Annotated in this window: 20 protein-coding genes; 15 read left to right on the forward strand and 5 right to left on the reverse strand. The window is 68.7% G+C overall.

Features of this window, described 5'->3' with window-relative positions:
* Positions 1 to 36 precede the first annotated feature (36 nt).
* The 6 genes from ACIBO2_RS06025 (at position 37) to ACIBO2_RS06050 (ending at position 7,586) form a co-directional block, all read left to right on the forward strand.
* Entirely contained in the window at positions 37 to 1,320 is a 1,284-nt protein-coding gene (locus ACIBO2_RS06025; protein WP_397295605.1) for a glycosyltransferase, read from the forward strand.
* Positions 1,313 to 2,710: an aminobutyraldehyde dehydrogenase gene (locus ACIBO2_RS06030; RefSeq protein ID WP_397295607.1), complete on the forward strand. Its 1,398-nt coding sequence runs from the start codon at positions 1,313 to 1,315 to the stop codon at positions 2,708 to 2,710. The genes ACIBO2_RS06025 and ACIBO2_RS06030 overlap by 8 nt, the downstream gene beginning before the upstream one ends.
* A 173-nt stretch (positions 2,711 to 2,883) precedes the next feature.
* On the forward strand, positions 2,884 to 6,180 hold the full coding sequence (locus ACIBO2_RS06035; protein ID WP_358537537.1) for a nitrate- and nitrite sensing domain-containing protein: 3,297 nt from the start codon (positions 2,884 to 2,886) through the stop codon (positions 6,178 to 6,180).
* The gene (locus ACIBO2_RS06040; RefSeq protein WP_246650111.1) at positions 6,177 to 6,599 is read left to right on the forward strand and encodes a roadblock/LC7 domain-containing protein; all 423 of its coding nucleotides are present in this window, start codon (positions 6,177 to 6,179) and stop codon (positions 6,597 to 6,599) included. The genes ACIBO2_RS06035 and ACIBO2_RS06040 overlap by 4 nt, the downstream gene beginning before the upstream one ends.
* A gap of 26 nt (positions 6,600 to 6,625) precedes the next feature.
* Positions 6,626 to 7,027 carry a DUF742 domain-containing protein gene (locus ACIBO2_RS06045; RefSeq protein WP_225290601.1) on the forward strand — a complete coding sequence of 134 codons (402 nt, stop codon included), beginning with the start codon at positions 6,626 to 6,628 and terminating at the stop codon, positions 7,025 to 7,027.
* Positions 7,008 to 7,586, forward strand: coding sequence for an ATP/GTP-binding protein (locus ACIBO2_RS06050; RefSeq protein WP_357646440.1), 579 nt, complete (start codon positions 7,008 to 7,010; stop codon positions 7,584 to 7,586). Before ACIBO2_RS06045 ends, ACIBO2_RS06050 begins: the two co-directional genes overlap by 20 nt.
* Positions 7,587 to 7,722: 136 nt before the next feature.
* Here ACIBO2_RS06050 and ACIBO2_RS06055 read toward each other — a convergent pair whose 3' ends face one another.
* Genes ACIBO2_RS06055 through ACIBO2_RS06075 form a run of 5 tightly spaced genes read right to left on the reverse strand, consistent with a single transcriptional unit; the run spans position 7,723 to position 12,537 of the window.
* Positions 7,723 to 8,490, reverse strand: a complete 768-nt coding sequence (locus ACIBO2_RS06055; RefSeq protein WP_357942924.1) for an ABC transporter ATP-binding protein — start codon at positions 8,488 to 8,490, stop codon at positions 7,723 to 7,725.
* A gap of 11 nt (positions 8,491 to 8,501) precedes the next feature.
* Entirely contained in the window at positions 8,502 to 9,959 is a 1,458-nt protein-coding gene (locus tag ACIBO2_RS06060; protein ID WP_397295610.1) for a dihydroorotase family protein, read from the reverse strand.
* A 9-nt stretch (positions 9,960 to 9,968) separates the two neighbouring features.
* On the reverse strand, positions 9,969 to 10,745 hold the full coding sequence (locus ACIBO2_RS06065; protein WP_357942928.1) for an ABC transporter permease: 777 nt from the start codon (positions 10,743 to 10,745) through the stop codon (positions 9,969 to 9,971).
* On the reverse strand, positions 10,742 to 11,551 hold the full coding sequence (locus tag ACIBO2_RS06070; RefSeq protein ID WP_358537543.1) for an ABC transporter permease subunit: 810 nt from the start codon (positions 11,549 to 11,551) through the stop codon (positions 10,742 to 10,744). The genes ACIBO2_RS06065 and ACIBO2_RS06070 overlap by 4 nt, the downstream gene beginning before the upstream one ends.
* On the reverse strand, positions 11,548 to 12,537 hold the full coding sequence (locus ACIBO2_RS06075) for an ABC transporter substrate-binding protein (RefSeq protein ID WP_358191450.1): 990 nt from the start codon (positions 12,535 to 12,537) through the stop codon (positions 11,548 to 11,550). The genes ACIBO2_RS06070 and ACIBO2_RS06075 overlap by 4 nt, the downstream gene beginning before the upstream one ends.
* 559 nt (positions 12,538 to 13,096) lie before the next feature.
* On the opposite strand from ACIBO2_RS06075, the gene ACIBO2_RS06080 reads away from it, so the two are divergent.
* The 9 genes from ACIBO2_RS06080 to trmD all read left to right on the forward strand — a co-directional run bounded on the left by ACIBO2_RS06080 (position 13,097) and on the right by trmD (position 21,242).
* The gene (locus ACIBO2_RS06080; protein WP_397295613.1) at positions 13,097 to 15,823 is read left to right on the forward strand and encodes a nitrate- and nitrite sensing domain-containing protein; all 2,727 of its coding nucleotides are present in this window, start codon (positions 13,097 to 13,099) and stop codon (positions 15,821 to 15,823) included.
* Entirely contained in the window at positions 15,820 to 16,242 is a 423-nt protein-coding gene (locus ACIBO2_RS06085) for a roadblock/LC7 domain-containing protein (protein WP_214641568.1), read from the forward strand. The genes ACIBO2_RS06080 and ACIBO2_RS06085 overlap by 4 nt, the downstream gene beginning before the upstream one ends.
* A 65-nt stretch (positions 16,243 to 16,307) precedes the next feature.
* A complete protein-coding gene (locus ACIBO2_RS06090; RefSeq protein ID WP_214641717.1) occupies positions 16,308 to 16,655 on the forward strand; it encodes a DUF742 domain-containing protein in 348 nt (115 codons plus the stop codon).
* The gene (locus tag ACIBO2_RS06095) at positions 16,636 to 17,226 is read left to right on the forward strand and encodes an ATP/GTP-binding protein (protein ID WP_214641567.1); all 591 of its coding nucleotides are present in this window, start codon (positions 16,636 to 16,638) and stop codon (positions 17,224 to 17,226) included. Before ACIBO2_RS06090 ends, ACIBO2_RS06095 begins: the two co-directional genes overlap by 20 nt.
* 149 nt (positions 17,227 to 17,375) lie before the next feature.
* The gene (ffh, locus tag ACIBO2_RS06100) at positions 17,376 to 18,926 is read left to right on the forward strand and encodes a signal recognition particle protein (protein WP_225290502.1); all 1,551 of its coding nucleotides are present in this window, start codon (positions 17,376 to 17,378) and stop codon (positions 18,924 to 18,926) included.
* A gap of 220 nt (positions 18,927 to 19,146) precedes the next feature.
* A complete protein-coding gene (rpsP, locus tag ACIBO2_RS06105; RefSeq protein WP_358553728.1) occupies positions 19,147 to 19,617 on the forward strand; it encodes a 30S ribosomal protein S16 in 471 nt (156 codons plus the stop codon).
* Position 19,618: 1 nt separating this feature from the next.
* On the forward strand, positions 19,619 to 19,864 hold the full coding sequence (locus ACIBO2_RS06110) for an RNA-binding protein (protein ID WP_020546537.1): 246 nt from the start codon (positions 19,619 to 19,621) through the stop codon (positions 19,862 to 19,864).
* A 71-nt stretch (positions 19,865 to 19,935) separates the two neighbouring features.
* The gene (rimM, locus tag ACIBO2_RS06115) at positions 19,936 to 20,436 is read left to right on the forward strand and encodes a ribosome maturation factor RimM (RefSeq protein ID WP_358553730.1); all 501 of its coding nucleotides are present in this window, start codon (positions 19,936 to 19,938) and stop codon (positions 20,434 to 20,436) included.
* Positions 20,436 to 21,242, forward strand: a complete 807-nt coding sequence (trmD, locus tag ACIBO2_RS06120) for a tRNA (guanosine(37)-N1)-methyltransferase TrmD (RefSeq protein ID WP_358553732.1) — start codon at positions 20,436 to 20,438, stop codon at positions 21,240 to 21,242. Before rimM ends, trmD begins: the two co-directional genes overlap by 1 nt.
* Positions 21,243 to 21,277 lie beyond the last annotated feature (35 nt).

A 21,277-nucleotide genomic window follows, 5' to 3' on the forward strand; every position in this document is an offset into this window, starting at 1 on the left:
ATTCCCCTTCAAATTGATGCCACCTCGGAGCGCGTGATGTCCCTCACCATCCTGTTCATGCCGGAAAGCGCCTACGGGCCCACGAACAACAGCATCGGCATCGGCGACATTCTCCGTCGCCGCGGTCACCGCGTCGTCTTCGCCGCCGAGGCCTCGTGGAAGGGCAAGCTCGAAGCGCTCGGCTTCGAGGAGGACCTCGTCGACCTGGCGCCGCCGGCCGAGGGCGACGAGGAGCAGGACGCGGGGCAGTTCTGGAAGGACTTCATCCGCGAGACCGCCCCGGAATACCGCAAGAGCACGCTGGAGCAGCTCGAAACGGTGACCAAGCCCATCTGGGACTCCCTCATCGAGGGCGCCAAGTACTGCGAGCCGCAGCTCAAGGCGATCATCGAACGGGTCCAGCCGGACGTCATCGTCGAGGACAACGTCATCACCTTCCCCGCGCTGCTCACGACCGGCAAGAAGTTCGTCCGCATCGTGTCCTGCAACCCGCTGGAGGTGCGTGGCGACGACGTCGCTCCGGTGTTCTCGGGTCTGCCCGCCGACCACCGCACGGAGTGGGACGCCTTCCGCGCCGAGTACGACCGTACGCACCGCGAGATCTGGAACGCCTTCAACGAGTGGTGCGTCGAGCAGGGCACCGAGCCGCTGCCCGACCTCGACTTCATCCACGAGGGCGACCTGAACCTCTACGTGTTCCCGGAGCTCCTCGACTACACCGACGCCCGCCCGCTCGGCCCCACCTGGCACCGCCTCGACTCCTCGGTACGCGAGACCGAGGAGGACTTCCAGTTGCCCTTCCAGCGCACCGGCGGCGCGCTGGTCTACTTCTCGCTCGGCTCGCTCGGCTCCTCCGACGTGGAGCTGATGCAGCGGGTGATCGACGTGCTGGCCACCACCCCGCACCAGTTCATCGTCTCCAAGGGCCCGCTGCACGAGGAGATCAAGCTGGCCGACAACATGTGGGGCGCCGAGTTCCTGCCGCAGACGAAGATCATCCCGCTCTGCGACCTGGTCATCACGCACGGCGGCAACAACACCACCACCGAGGCGTTGCACTTCGGCAAGCCGATGATCCTGCTGCCGCTGTTCTGGGACCAGTACGACAACGCCCAGCGCGTGGACGAGCTCGGCTACGGCGTCCGGCTGTCGACCTACGCCTTCACCGACGAGGAGCTGACGGGCGCCCTCGACCGCCTGCTCGGCGACGAGCAGCTGCGCGCCCGGCTGGCCGCCGAGGGTGAGCGGATCCGCGGCCTCGACGGGCTGCGCAAGGCCGCCGACCTCATCGAGGAGCTGGGGCAGCCGTCCGATGCGTGAGCTGATCAACCCCGCGACGGGGCTCGTCTTCGACAAGATCCCCGACACCCCCGTCGAGGACGTGACGCGGGCCGTGGGGGCGGCGCGCGCCGCCTTCGAGGAGTGGTCGCAGGCCACCCCGGCCGAGCGGGCCCGGGTGCTGCTGCGGCTGGCCGACCTGGTCGAGGCCGACGCCGAGGAGCTGACCCGGCTGGAGGTCGAGGAGACGGGCAAGCCCGCGGCCGTCTTCAGGGACGGCGAGCTGCCGTTCGCGGCCGACAACCTGCGCTTCTTCGCCGGGGCCGCGCGCTCGCTCGAAGGGTCGGGCGCCGGGGTGTTCAGCCGCGGCTACACCTCGGTCATGCTGCGCCGCCCGGTCGGCGTGGTGGGCTCGATCGCGCCGTGGAACTTCCCGTTCGTGATGGCCGTGTGGAAGCTCGGCCCGGCCGTCGCCGCGGGCAACGCGGTGGTCATCAAGCCCGCCCCGCCGACGCCCCGCGCCACGCTGCGCCTGGCCGAGCTGTTCGCCCAGGCGGGCGCGCCGGCCGGCCTGGTACGGGTGGTCACCGGCGACGCCGAGGTGGGGGAGGCGCTGGTCACCGATCCGGGCGTGGACATGGTCAGCGTCACCGGCTCGACGGAGACCGGCCGAGCCGTCATGAGCGGCGCCGCCAAGACGCTCAAGCGGGTGCACCTGGAGCTCGGCGGCAAGGCGCCCGCGCTGGTCTTCGAGGACGCCGACCTGGAGGAGACGGCCCGCGGCGTGGCCATGGGCGCCACCTACAACACCGGCCAGGACTGCACCGCCGCCACCCGCGTCTACGTGGCCCGGCCGGTCTACGACGACGCGGTGGAGGCCATCAGGCAGACGCTCGCCGGCATCACCGTGGGCGACCCGTGGGACCCCGCCACCGACGTCGGCCCGCTGATCTCGGCGGCCCACCGCGACCGGGTGCACGGCTTCGTCGCCGGCTCCGGCGGGCGCGTCGTGCACGGCGGCGCGCCGGTCGACGGACCCGGCTTCTACTACCTTCCGACACTTGTTAACGAAGTGTCACAGAACAGCGATATCGTCCAGGGAGAGCTATTCGGTCCCGTCCTCGTGGTCCTGCCGTTCGACACCGAGGACGAGGCGGTCACGCTGGCCAACGACACGCGTTACGGTCTGGCCTCGTCCGTGTGGTCACGAGACGTTGCCAGGGCGATGCGGGTCTCGCACCGCCTCGATGTGGGTGTGACCTGGATCAACGACCACCTGCCGATAGCCAGCGAGGCCCCGCACGGCGGGGTCAAGGGCAGTGGTTTCGGCAAGGACATGAGCCAGGAGGCGGTGCAGGAGTATTCGGTGACCCGTCACCTGATGGTCAAGCACGCGGCGCCGGTGGAGCGAGACTCCTTTCGGCCCGCCTGAAAACGCGCGCGGCGAAATGCGACCTTGTGGGCACGTTTGGTCGTATTTGATGGGATATGTACGGTTGGCCGTCTGGTACGGGTTGTGTTCCAATTACCCAGCCCGCAGAAATCCCATGCGCCCCAAGCGTGTCAGATTTTCGAGCACGTAACGGCGAGAGGTTGCGAGAGTCAGTGAGGACGGATAACCCCAGGCACACCAGGTCCGGGGAGTACACAGGCGGACGGTTCCGGCTGGCGAACTGGCGCGTGCGCTCCAGGCTGGTGGCGCTGATCCTCATCCCCACGATCGTGGGTGTGCTCCTCGCCGGCGTCCAGCTCGCGAACGCCATCGGCACCAGCGCCGAGTACCGCCGGCTGACCCAGGTCGCCGAGCTGGTCCAGCGCGCCTCCGCGCTGTCGCACGAGCTCGCCAAGGAACGCACGCTCACCGCGTGGTACATGGCCGACCGCCGGCGTCCCATCCGCCTGAGCCAGCTCAAGACCCAGCGCGAGGCGTCCGACGCGGCCAAGCAGCGCGTGCTCGCCGCCACCACGTCCATCGACGCCACCCACACCACCCGCGTCCAGCAGGAGGTCGTGGAGATCCGCCGGTGGCTGACCGGACTCGATGGCCTGCGCAGGTCGATCGCGGGTGAGGCGAGCGTGCCGCCCCGAGCCGCCATCCGCACCTATTCCTCCCTGATCGAGGTCCTCGAGCGCCTCCAGAACGACCTGGGCGACGGCATCAGCGACGACGCCCTCCAGGGCGACGTGGCCGCGCTGGCCGCCCTCGACCAGACCAGGGAACAGGTGCTGCGCCAGCAGGGCATCCTCGTCGTGGCGCTGATCGAGCGGCGGCTGGACTATGACGACCTGTCCGACTTCCTCGGTTCCTGGAACAGTCAGCAACTGCAGCTGACCGCCTTCGAGCAGGAAGCCACCCGTGCGGACCTCCTGGCGTACAAGAAGGGCGTGCGCGGCCCGCAGATCGACCGCGCGGACGCGATGCGCCAGCGGGCCCTGGCCCAGCTGCGCGAGTTCAAGACCATCAGGGACCTGGACATCACGACTCGCCGTGACCTCCAGCTCTGGTACGAGAGCACCTCGCTGTCCGCCAACGCCATGCGCAAGGTCGAGGACGGCCTGACCACCAGGATCGTGGCCACCACCCGGGACCTGAGCGACACCGAGCAGCGCAACGCCATCATCTCCGGCGCGACCATCCTGGTCCTGCTGCTCCTCGTCCTGGTGATCACCACCCGGGTGGCCGGTTCGCTGGTCCGCCCGCTGCGCCGGCTGCGCGCCGAGGCGCTCCAGGTGGCCACCACCCGGCTGCCCGAGACCGTCCGCCTGCTGCGCGAGTCCGGGGACAGCGCCGAGGTGCCCGACGTACCCTCCGTCGGCGTCAACACCCGCGACGAGATCGGGGAAGTGGCCCGGGCCTTCGACGAGGTCCACCGCGAGGCGATCAGGCTGGCCGGTGACGAGGCCAAGCTGCGCGCCAACGTCAACTCGATGTTCGTCAACCTCTCCCGGCGCAGCCAGACGCTCGTCGAGCGGCAGCTGCAGCTCATCGAGGGCCTGGAGCAGGGTGAGGAGGACGAGAACCGGCTGGCGAACCTGTTCCGGCTGGACCACCTCGCCACCCGCATGCGCCGCAACAGCGAGAACCTCCTGGTCCTCGCCGGCCAGGAGGCCGCCCGCAAGTGGAGCGAGCCGGTGCCGCTGGTCGACATCGCCCGCGCCTCGCTGTCCGAGGTCGAGAACTACGAACGGGTCCAGATCCAGATCCCGTCCGGCATCGAGGTCGCCGGCCCGGCCGTCACCGACGCCGTGCACCTGCTCGCCGAGCTGATCGAGAACGCCATCTCCTTCTCCCCGCGCGAGAGCAAGGTCCAGGTCACCAGCTCGCCCATCGAGGGCGGCGTCCAGGTGACGATCACCGACCTGGGCATCGGCATGTCGGCCGACGAGCTGGCCGAGGCCAACTGGCGGCTGGCCAACCCGCCGGTGGTCGACGTGGCCGTCTCGCGCCGCATGGGCCTGTTCGTGGTCGGCCGCCTGGCGCTGCGCCACGGCATCAGGGTCCAGCTCGGGATGCGGGACGCGGGCGGCCTGGCCGCGCTCGTCATGCTGCCCGACATGCTCCTCGGTGGCGGTGCCACCGGCGGGGTGCCCCAGCAGCGCGGCCAGTACGAAGCCTTCACCAACTTCGACCCGAGCCAGCTGGAGCCGTCCTCGACGAACGGCTCGGGCGTCTACGCCGCGCCCCAGGGCACTATCGACACCCCCGACATCCGCGACGACGCGCCGGTCGACACGCAGTGGCCGGGCACGCTGCCCGTGCCGGGCGGTGGCGGCAACTGGCCGCCGTTCGGCGAGGAGCAGCCGCCGAGGCAGCAGCCCGACGAGCAGCGCTGGCCGTCGTTCGCCGAGGAGCCGCCCGCGGCCGCCGCCCCGGGCGAGCAGCGCTGGCCCTCCTTTGCCGAGGAGGCGCCGCGGCAGGACGAGCAGCGCTGGCCCTCCTTCGCCACCGAGCCGCCGCCTCCGGCGCAGGACGAGCCGCGCTGGCCGTCCTTCGCCACGGAGCCGCCCCCGCCTTCGTCCTCGGAGGAGACGCGCTGGCCGTCCTTCGGCTCGGCCGAGGAGCTGCCGCCCAGGTCGCCGTTCGTCGAGCTGCCCAAGCCGTTCGACGCCGAGCCGCGGCCGGCGTACGGGTTCGAGGAGCAGCGCTGGCCGTCGTTCGCCGACTCGCCGATCCCGCCCGTCGAGCCCTTCACGCACAACGGCCGCGGCGCCTTCAACCCCTTCGGTCCCGGCGAGTACTCCTCCAAGGACTTGACCGGCCCGCTCCCGGCGGTGCGCAACAACTCGCCGCTGGAGCAGAGCGACGACTTCCTGCCGATCTTCTCCTCGGTCGGCTCCGACTGGTTCCGCAGGCCGGAGCCGGAGCCCGAGCCGATCAAGCCGGAGCCGGAGCAGTACTCCGAGATCTCCGCGCAGGAGGAGACGCAGATCGGGGGCATACCGGCCGTGCCGCCGATCGGCCAGCTCCCGCAGCAGCCCGCCGCGCAGCCCTATGCCCAGCCTTACGCTCAGCTACCCGTGCCTCCCGCGCCCGCCGCGCCTCCGCCGGTCGCCGCGTCTGCCGCCTCCGCCGGGACGTCGGACAAGCCCTCGCTGCCGCAACGCGTGCCGGGCCAGTCCGGCGCGGGCTCGACGTGGTCCTCGCCCGCCGACACCGGCTGGCAGGCCGCGCAGGCCGCCGCCGAGCCGGCGATGGGCGGCACGACGGCCTCTGGCCTGCCGCGGCGCGTGCCGAAGGCCAACCTGGTTCCCGGTACGGCCAGCCTGGCCGAGCCGCAGGCGACGTCACCGGCGCCACAGATCTCTCCCGATCGATTGCGGAGCCGGCTGTCCAGCTTCCAGCAGGGGGTACGGCAAGGCCGCGCGTTCACCCGCGGAGAAGACAATGAGGAGGAGCAATGAGAGAACTGAGCCAGGGAGCGCGTGGCATCAGCTGGCTGATCACCGATTTCGTCAATAACGTGCCTGGAGTCGCGCACACCGTGGTGGTGTCGTCCGACGGCTTGCCGCTGGCTTTCTCCGAGGGTTTTCCCAAGGACCGGGCCGACCAGCTGGCCGCGGTCGCCTCGGGTGTGATCAGCCTGACGCAGGGCGCGGCTCGTGTGTTCGAAGGCGGTATGGTCACCCAGACCGTCATCGAGATGCAGCGCGGACTCCTGATGATCATGTCCATCAGCGATGGCTCCTGCCTCGCTGTGCTCGCCGCGCCCGATTGTGACATGGGCCTGGTCGCGTACCAGATGACGCTGCTCGTGGAGCGGGCGGGCCAGGTGCTCACCCCGGCCGTGCGCGCCGAGCTGCAGGCGTCCCGCCCGCGTTAGTGGGACGGTGACAGGAGAAGAACATGATGTCAGGTCAGGGTTGGGCTGGTGATAGCACTCCGCCGCATCCGTCGGCGCCGCGTCCGCAGAAGCCGAGCTCCCTTGTCCGGCCATATGCCGTGACAGGGGGCCGCACGGCCCCACGGATGAAGTTCGCCATGGAGGCCCTCGTGTCCTCCGTGACCTCGGAATATAAAGACATTTCACTATTAAGTCCGGAGTATCAGGCGATCATTCAGCTAACCCGGAACGTCAGGTCGGTTGCCGAGATCTCCGCCCTTTTACGGCAGCCTCTTGGGGTGGTCCGGGTGCTGATCGCCGACATGGCGTCGGAGGGCCTGATCCGCGTGCACCAGCCTGCGCTGGACGCGGGAAAGCCGGACCTCAACTTGCTCGAAAGGGTGCTCAGTGGACTTCGCAGGCTCTAGCCCCGGCCTAACCTCGACGAAGATCGTCGTGGCCGGCGGCTTCGGCGTGGGCAAGACGACGTTCGTGGGTGCGGTCTCGGAGATTCTGCCGCTCACCACGGAGGCGGTGATGACGGACGCGTCGGCGGGTGTCGACGACGTCTCTCTCACGCCCAACAAGACGACCACGACCGTGGCGATGGACTTCGGCCGGGTCTCGCTCGACCGTGACCTGATCCTCTATCTGTTCGGTACGCCCGGACAGCACCGGTTCTGGTTCATGTGGGATGACCTGGTGCGTGGTGCGATCGGCGCGGTGGTGCTGGTGGACACGCGGCGGCTGGCTGACAGCTTCCCCGCGATCGACTACTTCGAAGAGGCCAAACTCCCCTTCGTCATCGGCATCAACGGCTGGGACGGCAACTTCCAGCACCAGCAGGAGGAGATCCGGGAGGCGTTGTCACTCAACCCGCACACCCCGATCGTCCGCCTGGACGCCCGAGTCAGGGACTCGGTGAAGGGCACGCTGATCACGCTGGTCGAACACGCCCTGACCCGCCACTCCCACACTCCGGCCTGACTTCCTCTGCACCAGTGCCGCCGGGCTGGACGCCCGGCGGCACTGGTGGTTCGGCCTGTGTTCCAGTTATGGGTGCGCCCTCAGACGGACGCGTCTTACAGAGACGCGCTCGGTCTGAGGGCGTACAGAGACGCGCTCAGACGGAGGCCACGCCGCGCACCAGACGCCCCACCTCGGCACGCAGGTGGACGAAGTCCGGGTGCTCGCGGGAGCTGATCTGGTCACGGGGACTGGGCAGCTCCACCTTCAGGTCGCCCACGACGTGCGCGGGCGCCTTGGACAGCACGACGACCCGGTCACCCACGTACACGCTCTCGTCGATGTCGTGCGTGATGAGCACGATCGTCATCTGGTGGTGCCCGCGTACCTTCAGCACGAGGTCTTCGAGGTCCTCACGCGTCTGCGCGTCGACCGAGCCGAACGGCTCGTCCATGAGCATCAGCGCCGGCCGGTAGGCCAGCGCGCGGGCGATCGACACCCGCTGCTGCATGCCGCCCGACAGCTGGAACGGATACTTGCGACCGGCCTCCGCCAGCCCCACCGACTCCAGCGCCTCGTGCGCCGCCTCGCGGCGCTGCTGCTTGGTCATGTCCTTGCGACGCAGCGGCAGCGCGACGTTGTCGGCCACCGACATCCACGGGAACAGTGACCGGCTGTAGTCCTGGAAGACGACGGCCAGGTTGGCGGGCGTCTGGCGGACCAGCTCGCCCTGGACCTTGATGGCGCCGCCCGTGGGCTTGATCAGGCCCGCGATGGAGCGCAGGAGCGTCGACTTGCCGCACCCGGAGGGCCCGACGATGCACAGCAGCTCGCCCTCGGCGACGCTCAGGTTCAGGCCGTCGATGGCGTGGTGCCGTGTCGGGCCCTCGCCGTAGACGTGCGTGAGGTTGTCTATCTCAAGCAAGGGGTTTCCTTTCAGCCCAGCGGCCGGGAGATGTACTGGCCCATCGGACGACCCACGATCTTGCCCGCGTCGAGGACGTGGTTGCCTCTGACGAACGTGTCGGTGACCTTCGCGCTCAGCTCGAAGCCCTCGAATGGGGTGTACTCCTGCGTCGACTCCGACTCGGCGGCCCGGACGGTCCACGTGCTGCCGGTGTCGACCAGGCAGAAGTCGGCGTCGAAGCCGGGCGCGATGGTGCCCTTGCTCCGCAGGCCGTACCTGCGGGCGGGGTTCCAGGAGGTGAGGGCGGCGATGCGCCCGTAGGACAGGCCGCGGCGGCGGCCCTCGGTGATCAGGCCGGGCAGCAGGTATTCGGCGCCGCCGAACCCGGCCTTGGCCAGGAACACGTCGTCGGCCTGAGCGCCGAACTTGAGCTCCTCCCGGCAGCAGGCGTGGTCGCTGACCACCCAGTCGACGGTGCCGTCGAGCACGTACTCCCACAGCGCCTCGACATCCTCGCGCGGCCTGATGGGCGGGTTCACCTTGGCGCCGATCCCGTTGGCCGTCTCGATGTCGGCGAGAAGATGCCCGATCGTGACCTCGCGGCGGAAGTCGATGTGCGGGAAGGTCTTGGCCATCCGCACGGCCGCGTCGAGTGCCTTGCGCGAGGACAGGTGGAGCAGGTTGATGTTGGCCAGGCCGGTCTCGTGGGCGAGATAGGAGGCGATGAAGACCGCCAGCCCCTCGGAGTGCGGCGGCCGGGAGGCGCTGTAGGCGGCCAGGCCGCTGAGGTCGCCGGCCTCCTCCACCAGCTTGGTGTAGGCGGTCATGATCTCGGCGGTCTCACAATGTAGCGACAGTGAGATCTCGTCGGCCAGGTGCGGGAAGCGTTCGCGGGCCTCCTGCACTCCACGCATCACGAACTCGAAGTGCCCGTAGTCGTAGCGCTCGCCCTCGGGCAGCATCAGGAACTTGCTCTGGTCGGCCGAGCGCCCGTGCAGCCCGTGGCCGCCGTAGAACATGAAGATCTTGAACGACGAGACCCCGAACTTCTCCACCAGGTCGGGCAGCTCGCCGATGTGCGTGCTCGACATGGGCGCGAGGTGGAAGCCGTAGTCGATGTAGGCCTGTCCCTCGGCCTGCCTGCGCACCTCGGGGAAGAACTCCGCGTACGAACCGCCTCTGTTGAGGTAGTACTGGCCGGTCCGCATGTAGGTGAGCGCCGTGGTGACGCCGCCCTGGGCGCTGGCCATGCTCTCCGAGGCGGTGTCCTCGGGCAGCGGGTTGTAGATGCCCCAATGCTGGTGGGCGTCCACGACGCCCGGGAAGGCCAGCTTCCCGTCGCCGTCGAGCACCTCCTCGACGCCCTCGGCGGACAGGCCGGCTTCCACCTGCTCGATGCGCCCGCCGGTCACGGCGATGTCCGCGACGACCGGTTCGTCTCGGTCGTGCGTAACAATACGCACGTTCTTCAGCAACAGGTCAGTCACATCCGCCTCCTACGCGGTACGGCGAGCGCCACGGTGCCACGTGAGCATCCGGCGTTCGACCATGAGGAACAGGGTGTTGAGTACGTAACCGAGCACTCCGAGCACGACCACTCCTCCCCAGAGAGCCGGCATGTCGGAGCGGTCGCTCGCGCTGGCCAGCAGGTAACCGATGCCGTCGGTGGCGCCTTTGAGCTCGGAGACGATCATGAGGATCAGCGCCAGCGAGACGCTCAGCCGCAGACCAGCGAAGATCTTCGGTGAGGCGGCGGGCAGGATGATCCGGACCAGGCGCAGGCTCGCCGGGACGCCGAAGACGGTTGCGGTCTCAATCTGGAGACGATCCACGTTACGCGCGCCATCGATTGAATTCAGCAGGATCGGCCAGATGACGCCGAAGACGATCGTCGCCACCTGGACCTGCGTGCCCATGGTGAAGAGCACCAGGAACACGGGGAACATCACAGGTGGCGGCACGGCCCGGGCGAACTCCACCAGCGGGTCGATGTAGTCGGACAGCCAGGCGGTCCTGCCGATCGCGACACCGAGTGCTATCCCGAGGGCCACGGCCACGCTCCACGAGCCGACCAGCCTGATGATGCTGGGGACGAAGTTGTCCACCGCCTCGTCGGTGAGGATGAGGGGCCCGGAGAACCACATCTCGTACATGCGCGCCACGATGACCGTGGGGCGGGGCATGAAGGGGTCGTCCACCGCCCTGGTGATCAGCTCCCACGCGACGAGGGCCACCGGCACCAGCCAGAGCCGTTTGACCAGGGTTTTGATCATGCGTTCCGCCACTTGAACAGCCGCCGCTCGGCACGCAGCAGCAGGGTGTTGACGACCAGTCCGATGGCGCCCGACCACACCAGCACGGCGATCACGTCGACCATCGCCGAATCGTCCAGGGCGGTGCTCGCCTGGATGAGGAAGGCGCCGATCCCGCCGGCGCCGCCGACGACGTACTCCACGCTGATGGCCAGGATGAGCGTGATCGAGGCGGCCAGCCGGATGCCGGTGAAGATGAACGGCGCGGCGCTCGGCAGCGACACCCGCCAGACGACGGCCGCGGAGCCGAAGCTGAAGGAGCGCAGCGTCTCCGCGGCCAGCGGGTCGACGTCGCGCACGCCGTAGAGCGTGTTGATGAGGATCGGCCAGGACGCGGCGTAGACGATGAGCGCGACCTTGGCGTTGATGTCGGGCTGGAACAGGAACAACGCCAGCGGGATCAGCGCCACCGAGGGGATGGGACGCAGGAACTCGACGATCGCCCGGGTCATCTCCTCCACGACGGGAACGGTCCCAAGAAGCAGCCCTACGGGGACGGCCAGCAGGATGGCCAGCGGCAGGCCGATGACGGCGGCGAGCATCGTGGAGCTCAGGTCGGCGAGATATTCGGGGTCGAACGCCAGGCCGACCACTCTGGCCAGGCAGGTAGAGGCCGGGGGCAGCCATTCGACCAGGCCGGTCCTGCTGGCGAGCTCCCAGACAAGCAGAAAAACCGCCACGCCGATGGCGTGGCGGATGAGCTTTCCGACCCTGGCGCGGGCGAGCGTGGTACGCCCGCCCCGCGTCAGTGTTGTGGCAGCGGTCATCCCTGCGACGTAACGATCATCGAGGAGACGTCGATCTTGTTCTTGATGAAGCCGTACTCGGCCATCAGGTCAGCCACCCGCTGAATGCGCTGGGCGTTCAGTGAGGTCGGGTAGTTGCCCAGGTTGATCGTGGCAGCGGTCGCGGCCGGGATCTGGGTGAAGGTCGGCAGGATCTTCGTCACGGCGCTGCGGTCGGTGGCGGCGACGTTCTGCGCCTTCGCCATCGCCCGCTGGAAGGCGGCCATCGTCTTGGGGTTCTTGCCGATCCACTTCTCCGTGGCCGCCCAGCCCGTGATCGGCAGGCTGTCCGTGGGGCCGGACATCGTGTCGAGCAGCATCGTCGCGCCGTCTTGGTTCTTGGCCTGGCTGACGTACGGGTCGGTCATCCAGACGGCGTCCACGGCACCGCTCTTCAGCGACTTGAGCCAGTCGGTGCTCGGCACGACGACGTACTTGACGTCCTTGGTGGGGTCGAGTCCGGCGATCTTGAGGTGGGGGTTCATGGTGAGAACACCCAGGCCGACGAGCGCGTTGACGCCGATCTTCTTGCCCTTGAGGTCACCGACGCTCTTGATGGGCGAGTTCTTCGACACCATCACGCCGAAGGCCCCCGCAGCTCCCTGGTAGGAGTCCGCGATGTACTTGAACTTCTCCAGCCCCTGGGACTGGATGGACAAGATGGTGGCGTAGCTGCCCAGCACCACGTCCATGCTGCCGTTGGCGAGCTTGGGCAGTACGGCCTGCGGAGCCTGGATGGCCTCCGTCTTGACATTGAGGCCCTGCTCCTTGAAGAAGCCGCGCTCGATCGCGATGAACAGCGGGGCGGCGTCCGCCCCGGGGTACTCGCCGATCAGGAGGTCTGTCTTCTCAAGACCGTTGGCATTCGAGGCGCCTCCGGTCTTGCTATCTGAGCTGGAACACCCCGTAATGACAAGGGTGGCCACAAGTCCAATCAGGGCGGTGCGCCCTAGTGCACCGAACCTCATGTCGCGTCTCCTTCGAACGGGGGGTGATCGACGACGGTCGCACCCTAGCGCAGCTAACTCTTGCGCATGGTCCCCCGATTCTGGAAATTACCAATATATATACGGAAATGATGATCACAATGTACGTTTGGGATGATTGTCCGAATCAAGGAGGTGGCAGCCCGGCATCCACCAGGAGGATGTGGCATTTGTCCGGGTTTGGCATGTTCTGCGAAGAGATGGGTTGACTGCGACCTTTGCGGTATTGGCCGATCTCCTGTTGTTGTGCTCAAATAAGCTCTCGCCCCATGGGTGCGTCGGCGTCACACGGCAAACACAATGCATGACGTGATCCTCTTGCACCAGACCATCAGAGGAGAGGTTGCGGAGGCCAGTGAGGAACGCATTCCCCCCAGCAGGTGGGGATCCCGGCTTAACTGCTGAAGCGCCCGCTCCTGCGGCACTTCACGCCAAGTCAAAGCCCAAAGCACGGGCCGGGCGTGCGAAGAAGACGGGCGGCCTCGCGCTGCGCAACTGGCGCGTGCGCTCGAAGCTGCTCGTTCTGGTTGTCATTCCCACCTTGGCGGCCCTGGTCCTGGGCGGCTTCCGCGTAGCCACCTCGATCAGCAGCGCCACCGAGTACGAGAAGGTCAACGAGGTCGCCGTTCTGGCGAGCCAGCTGACCGCGCTCGCCCACGAGGTCGAGCTCGAACGCGACCTCACCGCCAGCTTCGTCGCCCTCGGGCGCAGGAGCAGTGGCAAGGCCGACGTCGACGCCCAATACAGCACGGTCAACAAGCTTCGCGACAGCGTACGTGGCCCGGTCGACGCGCTCGCCGCTTCTGACAGCCCCCAGCGCGCGCAGGCCATCCGCATCAAGAACCGTCTGATCGAGCTCGACCAGTCACGCAAGACCGCGGTGGACTCGCAACTGAACGTCGGCTCCGTCATCGAGCTGTATGACCGGAGCATCTCCGACTTCATCGGGCTCAACGACAACATCGACCTGGGTGCCGCTGACAAGGAGCTCGCCGACAGCGTCTCCGGCTTCGCCGCTCTGTCCAGGGCCAAGCAGTTCCTCTCCACCCAGCGCGCGCTCCTGGTGGCCGCGCTGGCCGCCAGGCGATTCAGCAAGGACGAGCTCGACTCCTTCATCGCCGCGCGCGCCCAGCGCAACAGCGAGCTGGCGACGTTCAGGGCCCAGGTGCCGCTGAACATCCGCCAGGCGTACGACGACGTCGTCAGTGGTTCGGCCGTCGACAAGTCCGAGCTGATCCAGGCCCGCGCCCTGTTCCTGCAGGACTCGGGGGCGCAGCTGGTCGACCCTGAGGTCGGCCTCCAGCGCGACGGCGATGAATGGCTCAAGGCCGTGGGCAAGGCCATCGACGGCATGCGCAAGATCGAACAGCAGGTCTCCGACTCGATCCTGCTGCGCAGCCGCACCCTGCAGGGCCAGGAGCAGCAGGGTGCGATGATCATCGCGATCGCGATCGCCATCCTGTTGATCCTGGTGCTGGTGATCACCTCGTTCATGGCGCGCTCGCTCAGCGGCCCGCTGCGCCGGCTGCGCAGGGAGGCGCTGTTCATCGCCAGCCGCCGCCTGCCGGAGACGGTCCAGCAGCTGCGCGAGTCCGAGGCGAGCGGCCCGATGGAGGTCGAGCCGATCGGCGTCATGTCCCAGGACGAGATCGGTGAAGTCGCGCGGGCGTTCGACGAGGTACACCGGGAAGCGGTACGGCTGGCGGGCGAGGAGTCCCGACTCCGTAGCAACGTCAACGCGATGTTCGTCAACCTGTCTCGCCGAAGCCAGACGCTGGTCGAGCGGCAGATCACCCTCATCGACGGGCTGGAGCAGGGCGAGCAGGACGAGAGCCGGTTGGCGAACCTGTTCAAGCTGGACCACCTGGCCACCCGTATGCGCCGTAACAGCGAGAACCTGCTGGTCTTGGCCGGTCAGGACCCGCCGCGCCGCTGGAGCCAGCCGGTCAAGCTGGTCGACGTGGCCCGCGCCTCGCTGTCGGAGGTCGAGAACTACGAGCGGGTCGTGCTGCAGGTGCCCGACGGCGTGTCCGTCGCGGGTCAGGCCGTCAACGACGTCATCCACCTGCTGGCCGAGCTGGTGGAGAACGCGCTGTCGTTCTCGCCCCGCGAGACCCGCGTGACGGTCTCCGGCAGCCGGATCGATGGCGGTGGCGTGATGCTGTCGATCACCGACTCCGGCATCGGCATGACCCAGGACGAACTGGCCGCGGCCAACGACCGCCTCACCGACGCGCCCATCGTGGACGTCTCGGTGTCGCGCCGCATGGGCCTGTTCGTGGTCGCCCGACTGGCGCACCGCCACGGCGTCCGCGTACAGCTGCGCCCGCACGGCTCCGGCGGTCTGACCGCCATGGTGCTGGTGCCCGAGAGCCTGCTCGGCAGCCAGTCCCCGGCCTACGCCGGGACGCAGGGCGGCATGCCCGTGCGCGAGGAGACCTACGCGGCTCCCGCTCCCACGGCCGCGCCCCCCGCGCCTCCGCAGTGGCAGGGCGGCGGCTATCAGATGGGCCCGGGACACCCGTCCTACCCGTCCAACCCGGAGCCCGCCGGTGCGGGCGCGGGCGCCTGGCCGTCCATGCCTCAGTGGCCGTCCGACGTCAACGGCTGGCCCTCCGACCCGCGCGCCAGCAGCGGCGGTTACGACACCGCCGACGTCTGGGTGCCGTCGCGAGGCCAGGGTGGTGGCGGCGGTGGCGGCTGGGGCGGCGACAACGGCCTGCCCAAGCGGCCCACCGGCGACCAGCCGCCGTTCCAGCCGCCACAGGACTGGAGCTTCGGCAACCGGCCGGTGGAGCAGAGCCTGCCGCCCAGGCCGAGGTACGACTTCCCGGAGACGGAGTCGGCCGCGACCGGCCCCATCCCGGTGGTCAACCCGCCCTCGTCGGGTGACGAGTACCTGCCGATCTTCGCTTCGGTGGAGTCGGCCTGGTTCGAGCACGGTGGTGAAAGCGGCGCGAACTGGGGTTCCTCCAAGGCGGATGCCGGTTGGAACGCCGCGGCGGCCGCGGTCGAGCCGGTACGTGACGGCTCGACGGCCGCCGGGCTGCCCAAGCGGGTGCCCAAGGCCAACCTCGTGCCGGGTTCCGCCGACACCGCCTCGGCGCCGAAGGGGGTCGCCCCGATGCCCTCTGTCTCGCCCGATCGTGTCCGCAGCCGCCTGTCCAGCTTCCAGCAGGGCTTCCGCGCGGCACGTGACGACATCAGCGAGGGCAAGGCGTACCCCGCCGGCTCGAGGCCCGTTGATAGCAGGGAGGAGGGCGTATGAACGACCTGAGCCACGCGGCACGCGGAGTCGACTGGTTGATAACCGACTTCGTCAGTACCGTTCCAGGTGTCGCCCACGCGGTCGTTGTCTCGTCCGACGGTCTGCCGCTGGCGGCATCGTCGGGCTTCCCCGTGGACCGGGCTGATCAACTGGCCGCGATCGCGTCCGGCCTGGTGAGCCTGACGCAGGGAGCGGCCAGGGTCTTCGAGGGCGGCGCGGTCAACCAGACCATCGTCGAGATGCAACGCGGGCTGATGCTGATCATGTCGATCAGCGACGGCTCCTGCCTGGCCGTGCTGGCGGCGCCCGACTGCGACATGGGCCTTGTCGCGTACCAAATGACGCTTATGGTCGATCGTGCCGGTCAGGTACTTACTCCGGCGGTGCGCGCCGAGCTGCGCGCCAGCCAGACCAGGTGATGTAGGTGACGGACCCAAGGTGGAACAGCGGTGGCTGGGATCCCCATCCGCAACCCCAGCCGCAGCTGAGCTCAGATCCCGCGTCGCCGGTCCGTCCTTACGCCGTGACGGGAGGACGGACCGCGCCCCGGGTCAAGCTGGCGATGGAGGCCCTGGTCTCGTCCGCGACGGCCGAGCACCGGGAGTTCTCCCACATCACGCCGGAGTATCAGGCGATCAGCCAGCTCTGCCGGCAGGTCCGGTCGGTGGCCGAGGTGTCGGCCCTGTTGCGGATCCCGCTCGGCGTGGTGCGCGTGCTGATCGCCGACATGGCGGCCGAAGGTCTGGTACGCGTACACCAGCCAGCGCTGGAGTCCGGACGGCCAGACGTAAACCTGCTCGAAAGGGTGCTCAGTGGACTTCGCAGGCTCTAGCCCCGGCCTCACCTCGACGAAGATCGTGGTGGCCGGAGGGTTCGGGGTGGGCAAGACGACGTTCGTCGGCGCGGTGTCGGAGATCATGCCGCTGACGACCGAGGCCGTCATGACGGACGCTTCGGCGGGCATCGACGACCTCGGTATGACGCCGCTGAAGTCCACCACGACCGTGGCGATGGACTTCGGCCGGGTCTCGCTCGACCGTGACCTGATCCTCTACCTGTTCGGCACGCCCGGACAGCACCGGTTCTGGTTCATGTGGGATGACCTGGTGCGTGGTGCGATCGGCGCGGTGGTGCTGGTGGACACGCGGCGGCTGGCCGACAGCTTCCCCGCGATCGACTACTTCGAAGAGGCGCAGCTGCCGTTCGTCGTGGGCGTGAACGGGTGGGATGGGTCATACCCGCACAGCGACGCGGAGGTGCGCGACGCTCTCACACTGGCGCCGCACATCCCGCTGGTGCGACTGGACGCCCGGTCGAAGGACTCGGTCAAGAGCGCGCTCATCAACCTGGTCGAACACGCGCTGACGGTCCGGATGGCGGTGCCGGGCTGGAGCGGTAGCTGACCTCGCCTGCTACCTGGCAGGCCGCCGTCCGGGATGTCGCCGTCTGGGGCATGCTGACAGACCGGATGGCCGAGCCAGGCTGGAAGGGCTGCCGGAGCGGATAGGCTGAACCATTAGACCAACATTCGCTTCGAGGACTGGCCTACCACGTGTTCGAGACGCTTTCCGACCGGCTGACATCGGTCTTCTCCTCCCTCCGCTCCAAGGGTCGGCTGTCTGAGGCCGACATCGACGCCACCACCCGCGAGATCCGCATCGCGCTGCTCGAGGCCGATGTCGCGCTGCCGGTGGTCAAGGCGTTCGTCGCCCAGGTCAAGGAGCGCGCCCGCGGCATCGAGGTCTCCCAGGCGCTCAACCCGGCGCAGCAGGTCGTCAAGATCGTCAACGACGAGCTGATCGAGATCCTTGGCGGCGAGACGCGCCGGCTCCGCTACGCCAAGACGCCGCCGACCGTCATCATGCTCGCGGGCCTGCAGGGCGCCGGTAAGACCACCCTGGCGGGCAAGCTCGCCAAGTGGCTGCGCGAGCAGGGCCACGCGCCCATGCTCGTCGCCGCGGACCTCCAGCGCCCCAACGCCGTGCAGCAGCTCCAGGTCGTGGGCGAGCGCGCGCAGGTGGCCGTCTACGCGCCCGAGCCCGGCAGCGGCGTCGGCGACCCGATCGGGGTCGCCCGCCGGTCGATCGACGAGGCCAAGCGCGCGCAGCACGACGTCGTCATCATCGACACCGCCGGCCGTCTGGGCATCGACCAGGAGATGATGCGGCAGGCCGCCGACATCCGCGACGCGGTCTCGCCCGACGAGGTCCTGTTCGTGGTCGACGCCATGATCGGCCAGGACGCCGTGACCACGGCCCAGGCGTTCATGGAGGGCGTCGGCTTCGACGGGGTGGTGCTCACCAAGCTCGACGGCGACGCCCGCGGCGGTGCCGCGCTGTCGGTCAGGCACATCACCGGCCGGCCGATCATGTTCGCCTCGACCGGTGAGAAGCTCGAGGACTTCGACGCCTTCCACCCCGACCGGATGGCCTCCCGCATCCTCGACATGGGTGACATCCTCACCCTGATCGAGCAGGCCCAGAAGACCTTCGACGAGGAGCAGGCCGCCAAGATGGCGGGCAAGCTCACCTCGGGCGAGAACTTCACGCTCGAGGACTTCCTCGAGCAGATGATGATGGTCCAGAAGATGGGCCCGATCAAGAACCTGCTCGGCATGATGCCCGGCATGGGGCAGATGCGCGACCAGCTCAACTCCATCGACGACCGCGACCTCGACCGCATCGCGGCCATCATCCGCTCGATGACGCCGGGCGAGCGCCAGGACCCGAAGATCATCAACGGCTCCCGCCGGGCCCGCATCGCCGCCGGCTCCGGTGTGACGGTGAGCGCCGTCAACAACCTGGTGACGCGGTTCTTCGACGCCCAGAAGATGATGAAGAAGATGGCGGGGGGCATGGGCATCCCCGGCATGCCGGGCGGCCGGGGCAAGGCGGCCAAGGCCCAGAAGAAGACCAAGAAGGGGCGGCGCGTGAGCGGCGACCCGCGCAAGGCCGCTCTGGGCAAGGGCGACTCGGCTCCGGCCGAGCCGCAGCAGCCGGCCAAGGGTGGTCTGCTGGGCAACCTGGGCGGGAAGCTGCCTCCGGGCATGGAGCTGCCGCCGGGCTTCGACCCCAGCAAGTTCAATCTCCCGGGCCAGAAGTAGCAACTTTTCTGGATATTCCGGGTTTACGAGTGCGGCGACCCGCGCCTGCGGGTCGTGCGCAGTCCTGTGCGTCTGGCACAATGACATGTTGGAACATCGTGGCCAGGTGGGTGCCCTCTCATCTCCCGCCGGTCATGCCTGTCCCTGGAGCGGACTCCCATCGTGCCCCACTCGATGTGATGCCGTTCACCCACGCTCGAATGCAGGAGAGACCACACCAGTGGCAGTCAAGATCAAGCTCAAGCGGCTCGGCATGATCCGTAGCCCTCAGTACCGCATCGTCGTCGCCGACAGCCGCACCAAGCGTGACGGCCGGGCGATCGAAGAGATCGGCCTGTACCACCCGAAGGAAGACCCTTCGCGCATCGAGGTCAACGCCGAGCGCGCGGCCTACTGGCTCGGTGTCGGCGCGCAGCCGACCGAGCCGGTGCTCAAGCTGCTCAAGCTGACCGGTGACTGGCAGAAGTTCAAGGGCGAGGCCGCCCCTGCGCCGATGAAAGTCGCCGAGCCGGCGCCCGACCGTCACGCCCTCTACGAGGCCGCGGCCAAGGAGACCCTGTCCGGTGGCGACACCGGCACGGCCGCCACCACGCCGAAGAAGGCTCGCAAGAAGGAGGAGACGGCCGAGGCCGCTCCCGTCGAGGCCGCCCCCGCCGCTCCCGCCGAGACCAAGACCGAGGGCGAGGCCTGAAGTGCTCGAGGAGGCTCTCGAGCACCTCGTTAAGGGCATCGTCGAACATCCAGACGATGTCCGGGTCCGCGCACGCCGCATTCGCAGCGGGCGCGTCCTGGAGGTCCGGGTGCACCCCGAGGACCTGGGTAAGGTCATCGGTCGCGGTGGGCGCACCGCCAAGGCGCTGCGCACTGTCGTGAATGCCCTGGCCGACGGGAAGTACGTCCGGGTCGATCTGCTCGACCTGGACGAAGCCGTCCGTTAGCGTCAGGTTCCTGCGCCCTCATCGGTTTCTTGCCGATGGGGGCGCTTGCGTTAGAAAAGGTGGGAGTTCACGTGCAGTTGGTCGTCGGCCGGATAGGCCGCCCGCACGGAGTACGCGGCGACGTGACCGTGGAGGTGCGCACCGACGATCCCGAGCTTCGCTTCGCCGTCGGCGCGGCCGTCGCCACCGATCCCGCCGACAGGGGGCCGCTGGTCATCGAGAGCCGCCGCTGGCACAAGGGCGCGCTGCTGATCACTTTCGCCGGGGTGACCCAACGCGACACGGCCGAGGAACTGCGCGGCACGATGCTGGTCATCGACTCCGACGAGGTGACGCCCTCCGACGACCCCGACGAGTTCCACGATCACCAGCTCATCGGGCTCGCGGTCGTGACCGTCTCCGGGGAGGCCGTCGGCGAGGTCACCGACGTGCTCCATCACGGTCAGGACCTCCTGGTCGTACGGCGGAGCGGCCAGGACGACGCGCTCATCCCGTTCGTCAAGGCCCTGGTGCCCGAGGTCGATCTCGACGGCGGCCGGCTCGTCGTCGACCCGCCCGAAGGGCTGCTGTGATGCGGCTCGACGTCGTCTCGATCTTCCCCGAATACTTCGCGCCGCTCGACGTCTCCCTCATCGGCAAGGCCCGCGAGCGCGGCACCCTCGACGTCCGGGTGCACCAGCTCCGCGACTGGGCGCACGACGTGCACAAGACCGTGGACGACACGCCCTACGGCGGCGGACCCGGCATGGTCATGAAGCCCGAGGTGTGGGGCGAGGCCATCGACGCGGTGATCGCCGGCGGCTCGCCGGCTGCGGTCGCTGGGGGCGGCTTGCCGCGTCTGATCGTGCCCACGCCGAGCGGGCGGCCGTTCACCCAGGAGCTAGCCCAGGAGCTCGCGGACGAGCCCTGGCTGCTGTTCGCGTGCGGGCGCTACGAGGGCATCGACTCGCGTGTCATGGCCGAATACGGCACGCGCCTGCGCGTCGACGAGATCAGCATCGGCGACTACGTGCTGGCCGGCGGCGAGGTCGCGACGCTGGTGATGGTGGAGGCCATCGGCAGGCTGCTGCCCGGCGTGCTCGGCAACGCCCACTCGGCCGTCGACGACTCCTTCGCGCCGGGGGCCATGCGCAACCTCGTCGAAGGCCCCGTCTTCACCAAGCCGCCGGTCTGGCGGGGACACGAGGTGCCGCCCGTACTCCTGTCCGGGCATCACGGCAAGGTCGCGCGGTGGCGGCGTGACGAGGCGCTGCGCCGTACTGTAGCCAACCGGCCCGAGCTGGCGGCGGCGCTCGACCCCGAGGCGCTCGACAAGCACGACCGGCGGCTGCTGGAGGAGCTCTCGTTTCGCTTCCAGCCGGAAGATATGGCAAACTGAAGCGCTACCGACCATCATGTGGTTGGTCTGCCATG

Source organism: Nonomuraea sp. NPDC050022, from assembly GCF_044460705.1.
Classification (GTDB): Bacteria; Actinomycetota; Actinomycetes; order Streptosporangiales; family Streptosporangiaceae; genus Nonomuraea.

Excerpts from the sequence above, each read along its gene's own strand:
- ACIBO2_RS06025 (WP_397295605.1), top strand. The coding sequence starts at position 37 with ATGTCCCTCACCATCCTGTTCATGCCGGAAAGCGCCTACGGGCCCACG.
- ACIBO2_RS06030 (WP_397295607.1), top strand. The coding sequence starts at position 1,313 with ATGCGTGAGCTGATCAACCCCGCGACGGGGCTCGTCTTCGACAAGATC.
- ACIBO2_RS06040 (WP_246650111.1), top strand. The coding sequence starts at position 6,177 with ATGAGAGAACTGAGCCAGGGAGCGCGTGGCATCAGCTGGCTGATCACC.
- ACIBO2_RS06045 (WP_225290601.1), top strand. The coding sequence starts at position 6,626 with ATGTCAGGTCAGGGTTGGGCTGGTGATAGCACTCCGCCGCATCCGTCG.
- ACIBO2_RS06065 (WP_357942928.1), bottom strand. The coding sequence starts at position 10,745 with ATGATCAAAACCCTGGTCAAACGGCTCTGGCTGGTGCCGGTGGCCCTC.
- ACIBO2_RS06070 (WP_358537543.1), bottom strand. The coding sequence starts at position 11,551 with ATGACCGCTGCCACAACACTGACGCGGGGCGGGCGTACCACGCTCGCC.
- ACIBO2_RS06075 (WP_358191450.1), bottom strand. The coding sequence starts at position 12,537 with ATGAGGTTCGGTGCACTAGGGCGCACCGCCCTGATTGGACTTGTGGCC.
- ACIBO2_RS06085 (WP_214641568.1), top strand. The coding sequence starts at position 15,820 with ATGAACGACCTGAGCCACGCGGCACGCGGAGTCGACTGGTTGATAACC.
- trmD (WP_358553732.1), top strand. The coding sequence starts at position 20,436 with ATGCGGCTCGACGTCGTCTCGATCTTCCCCGAATACTTCGCGCCGCTC.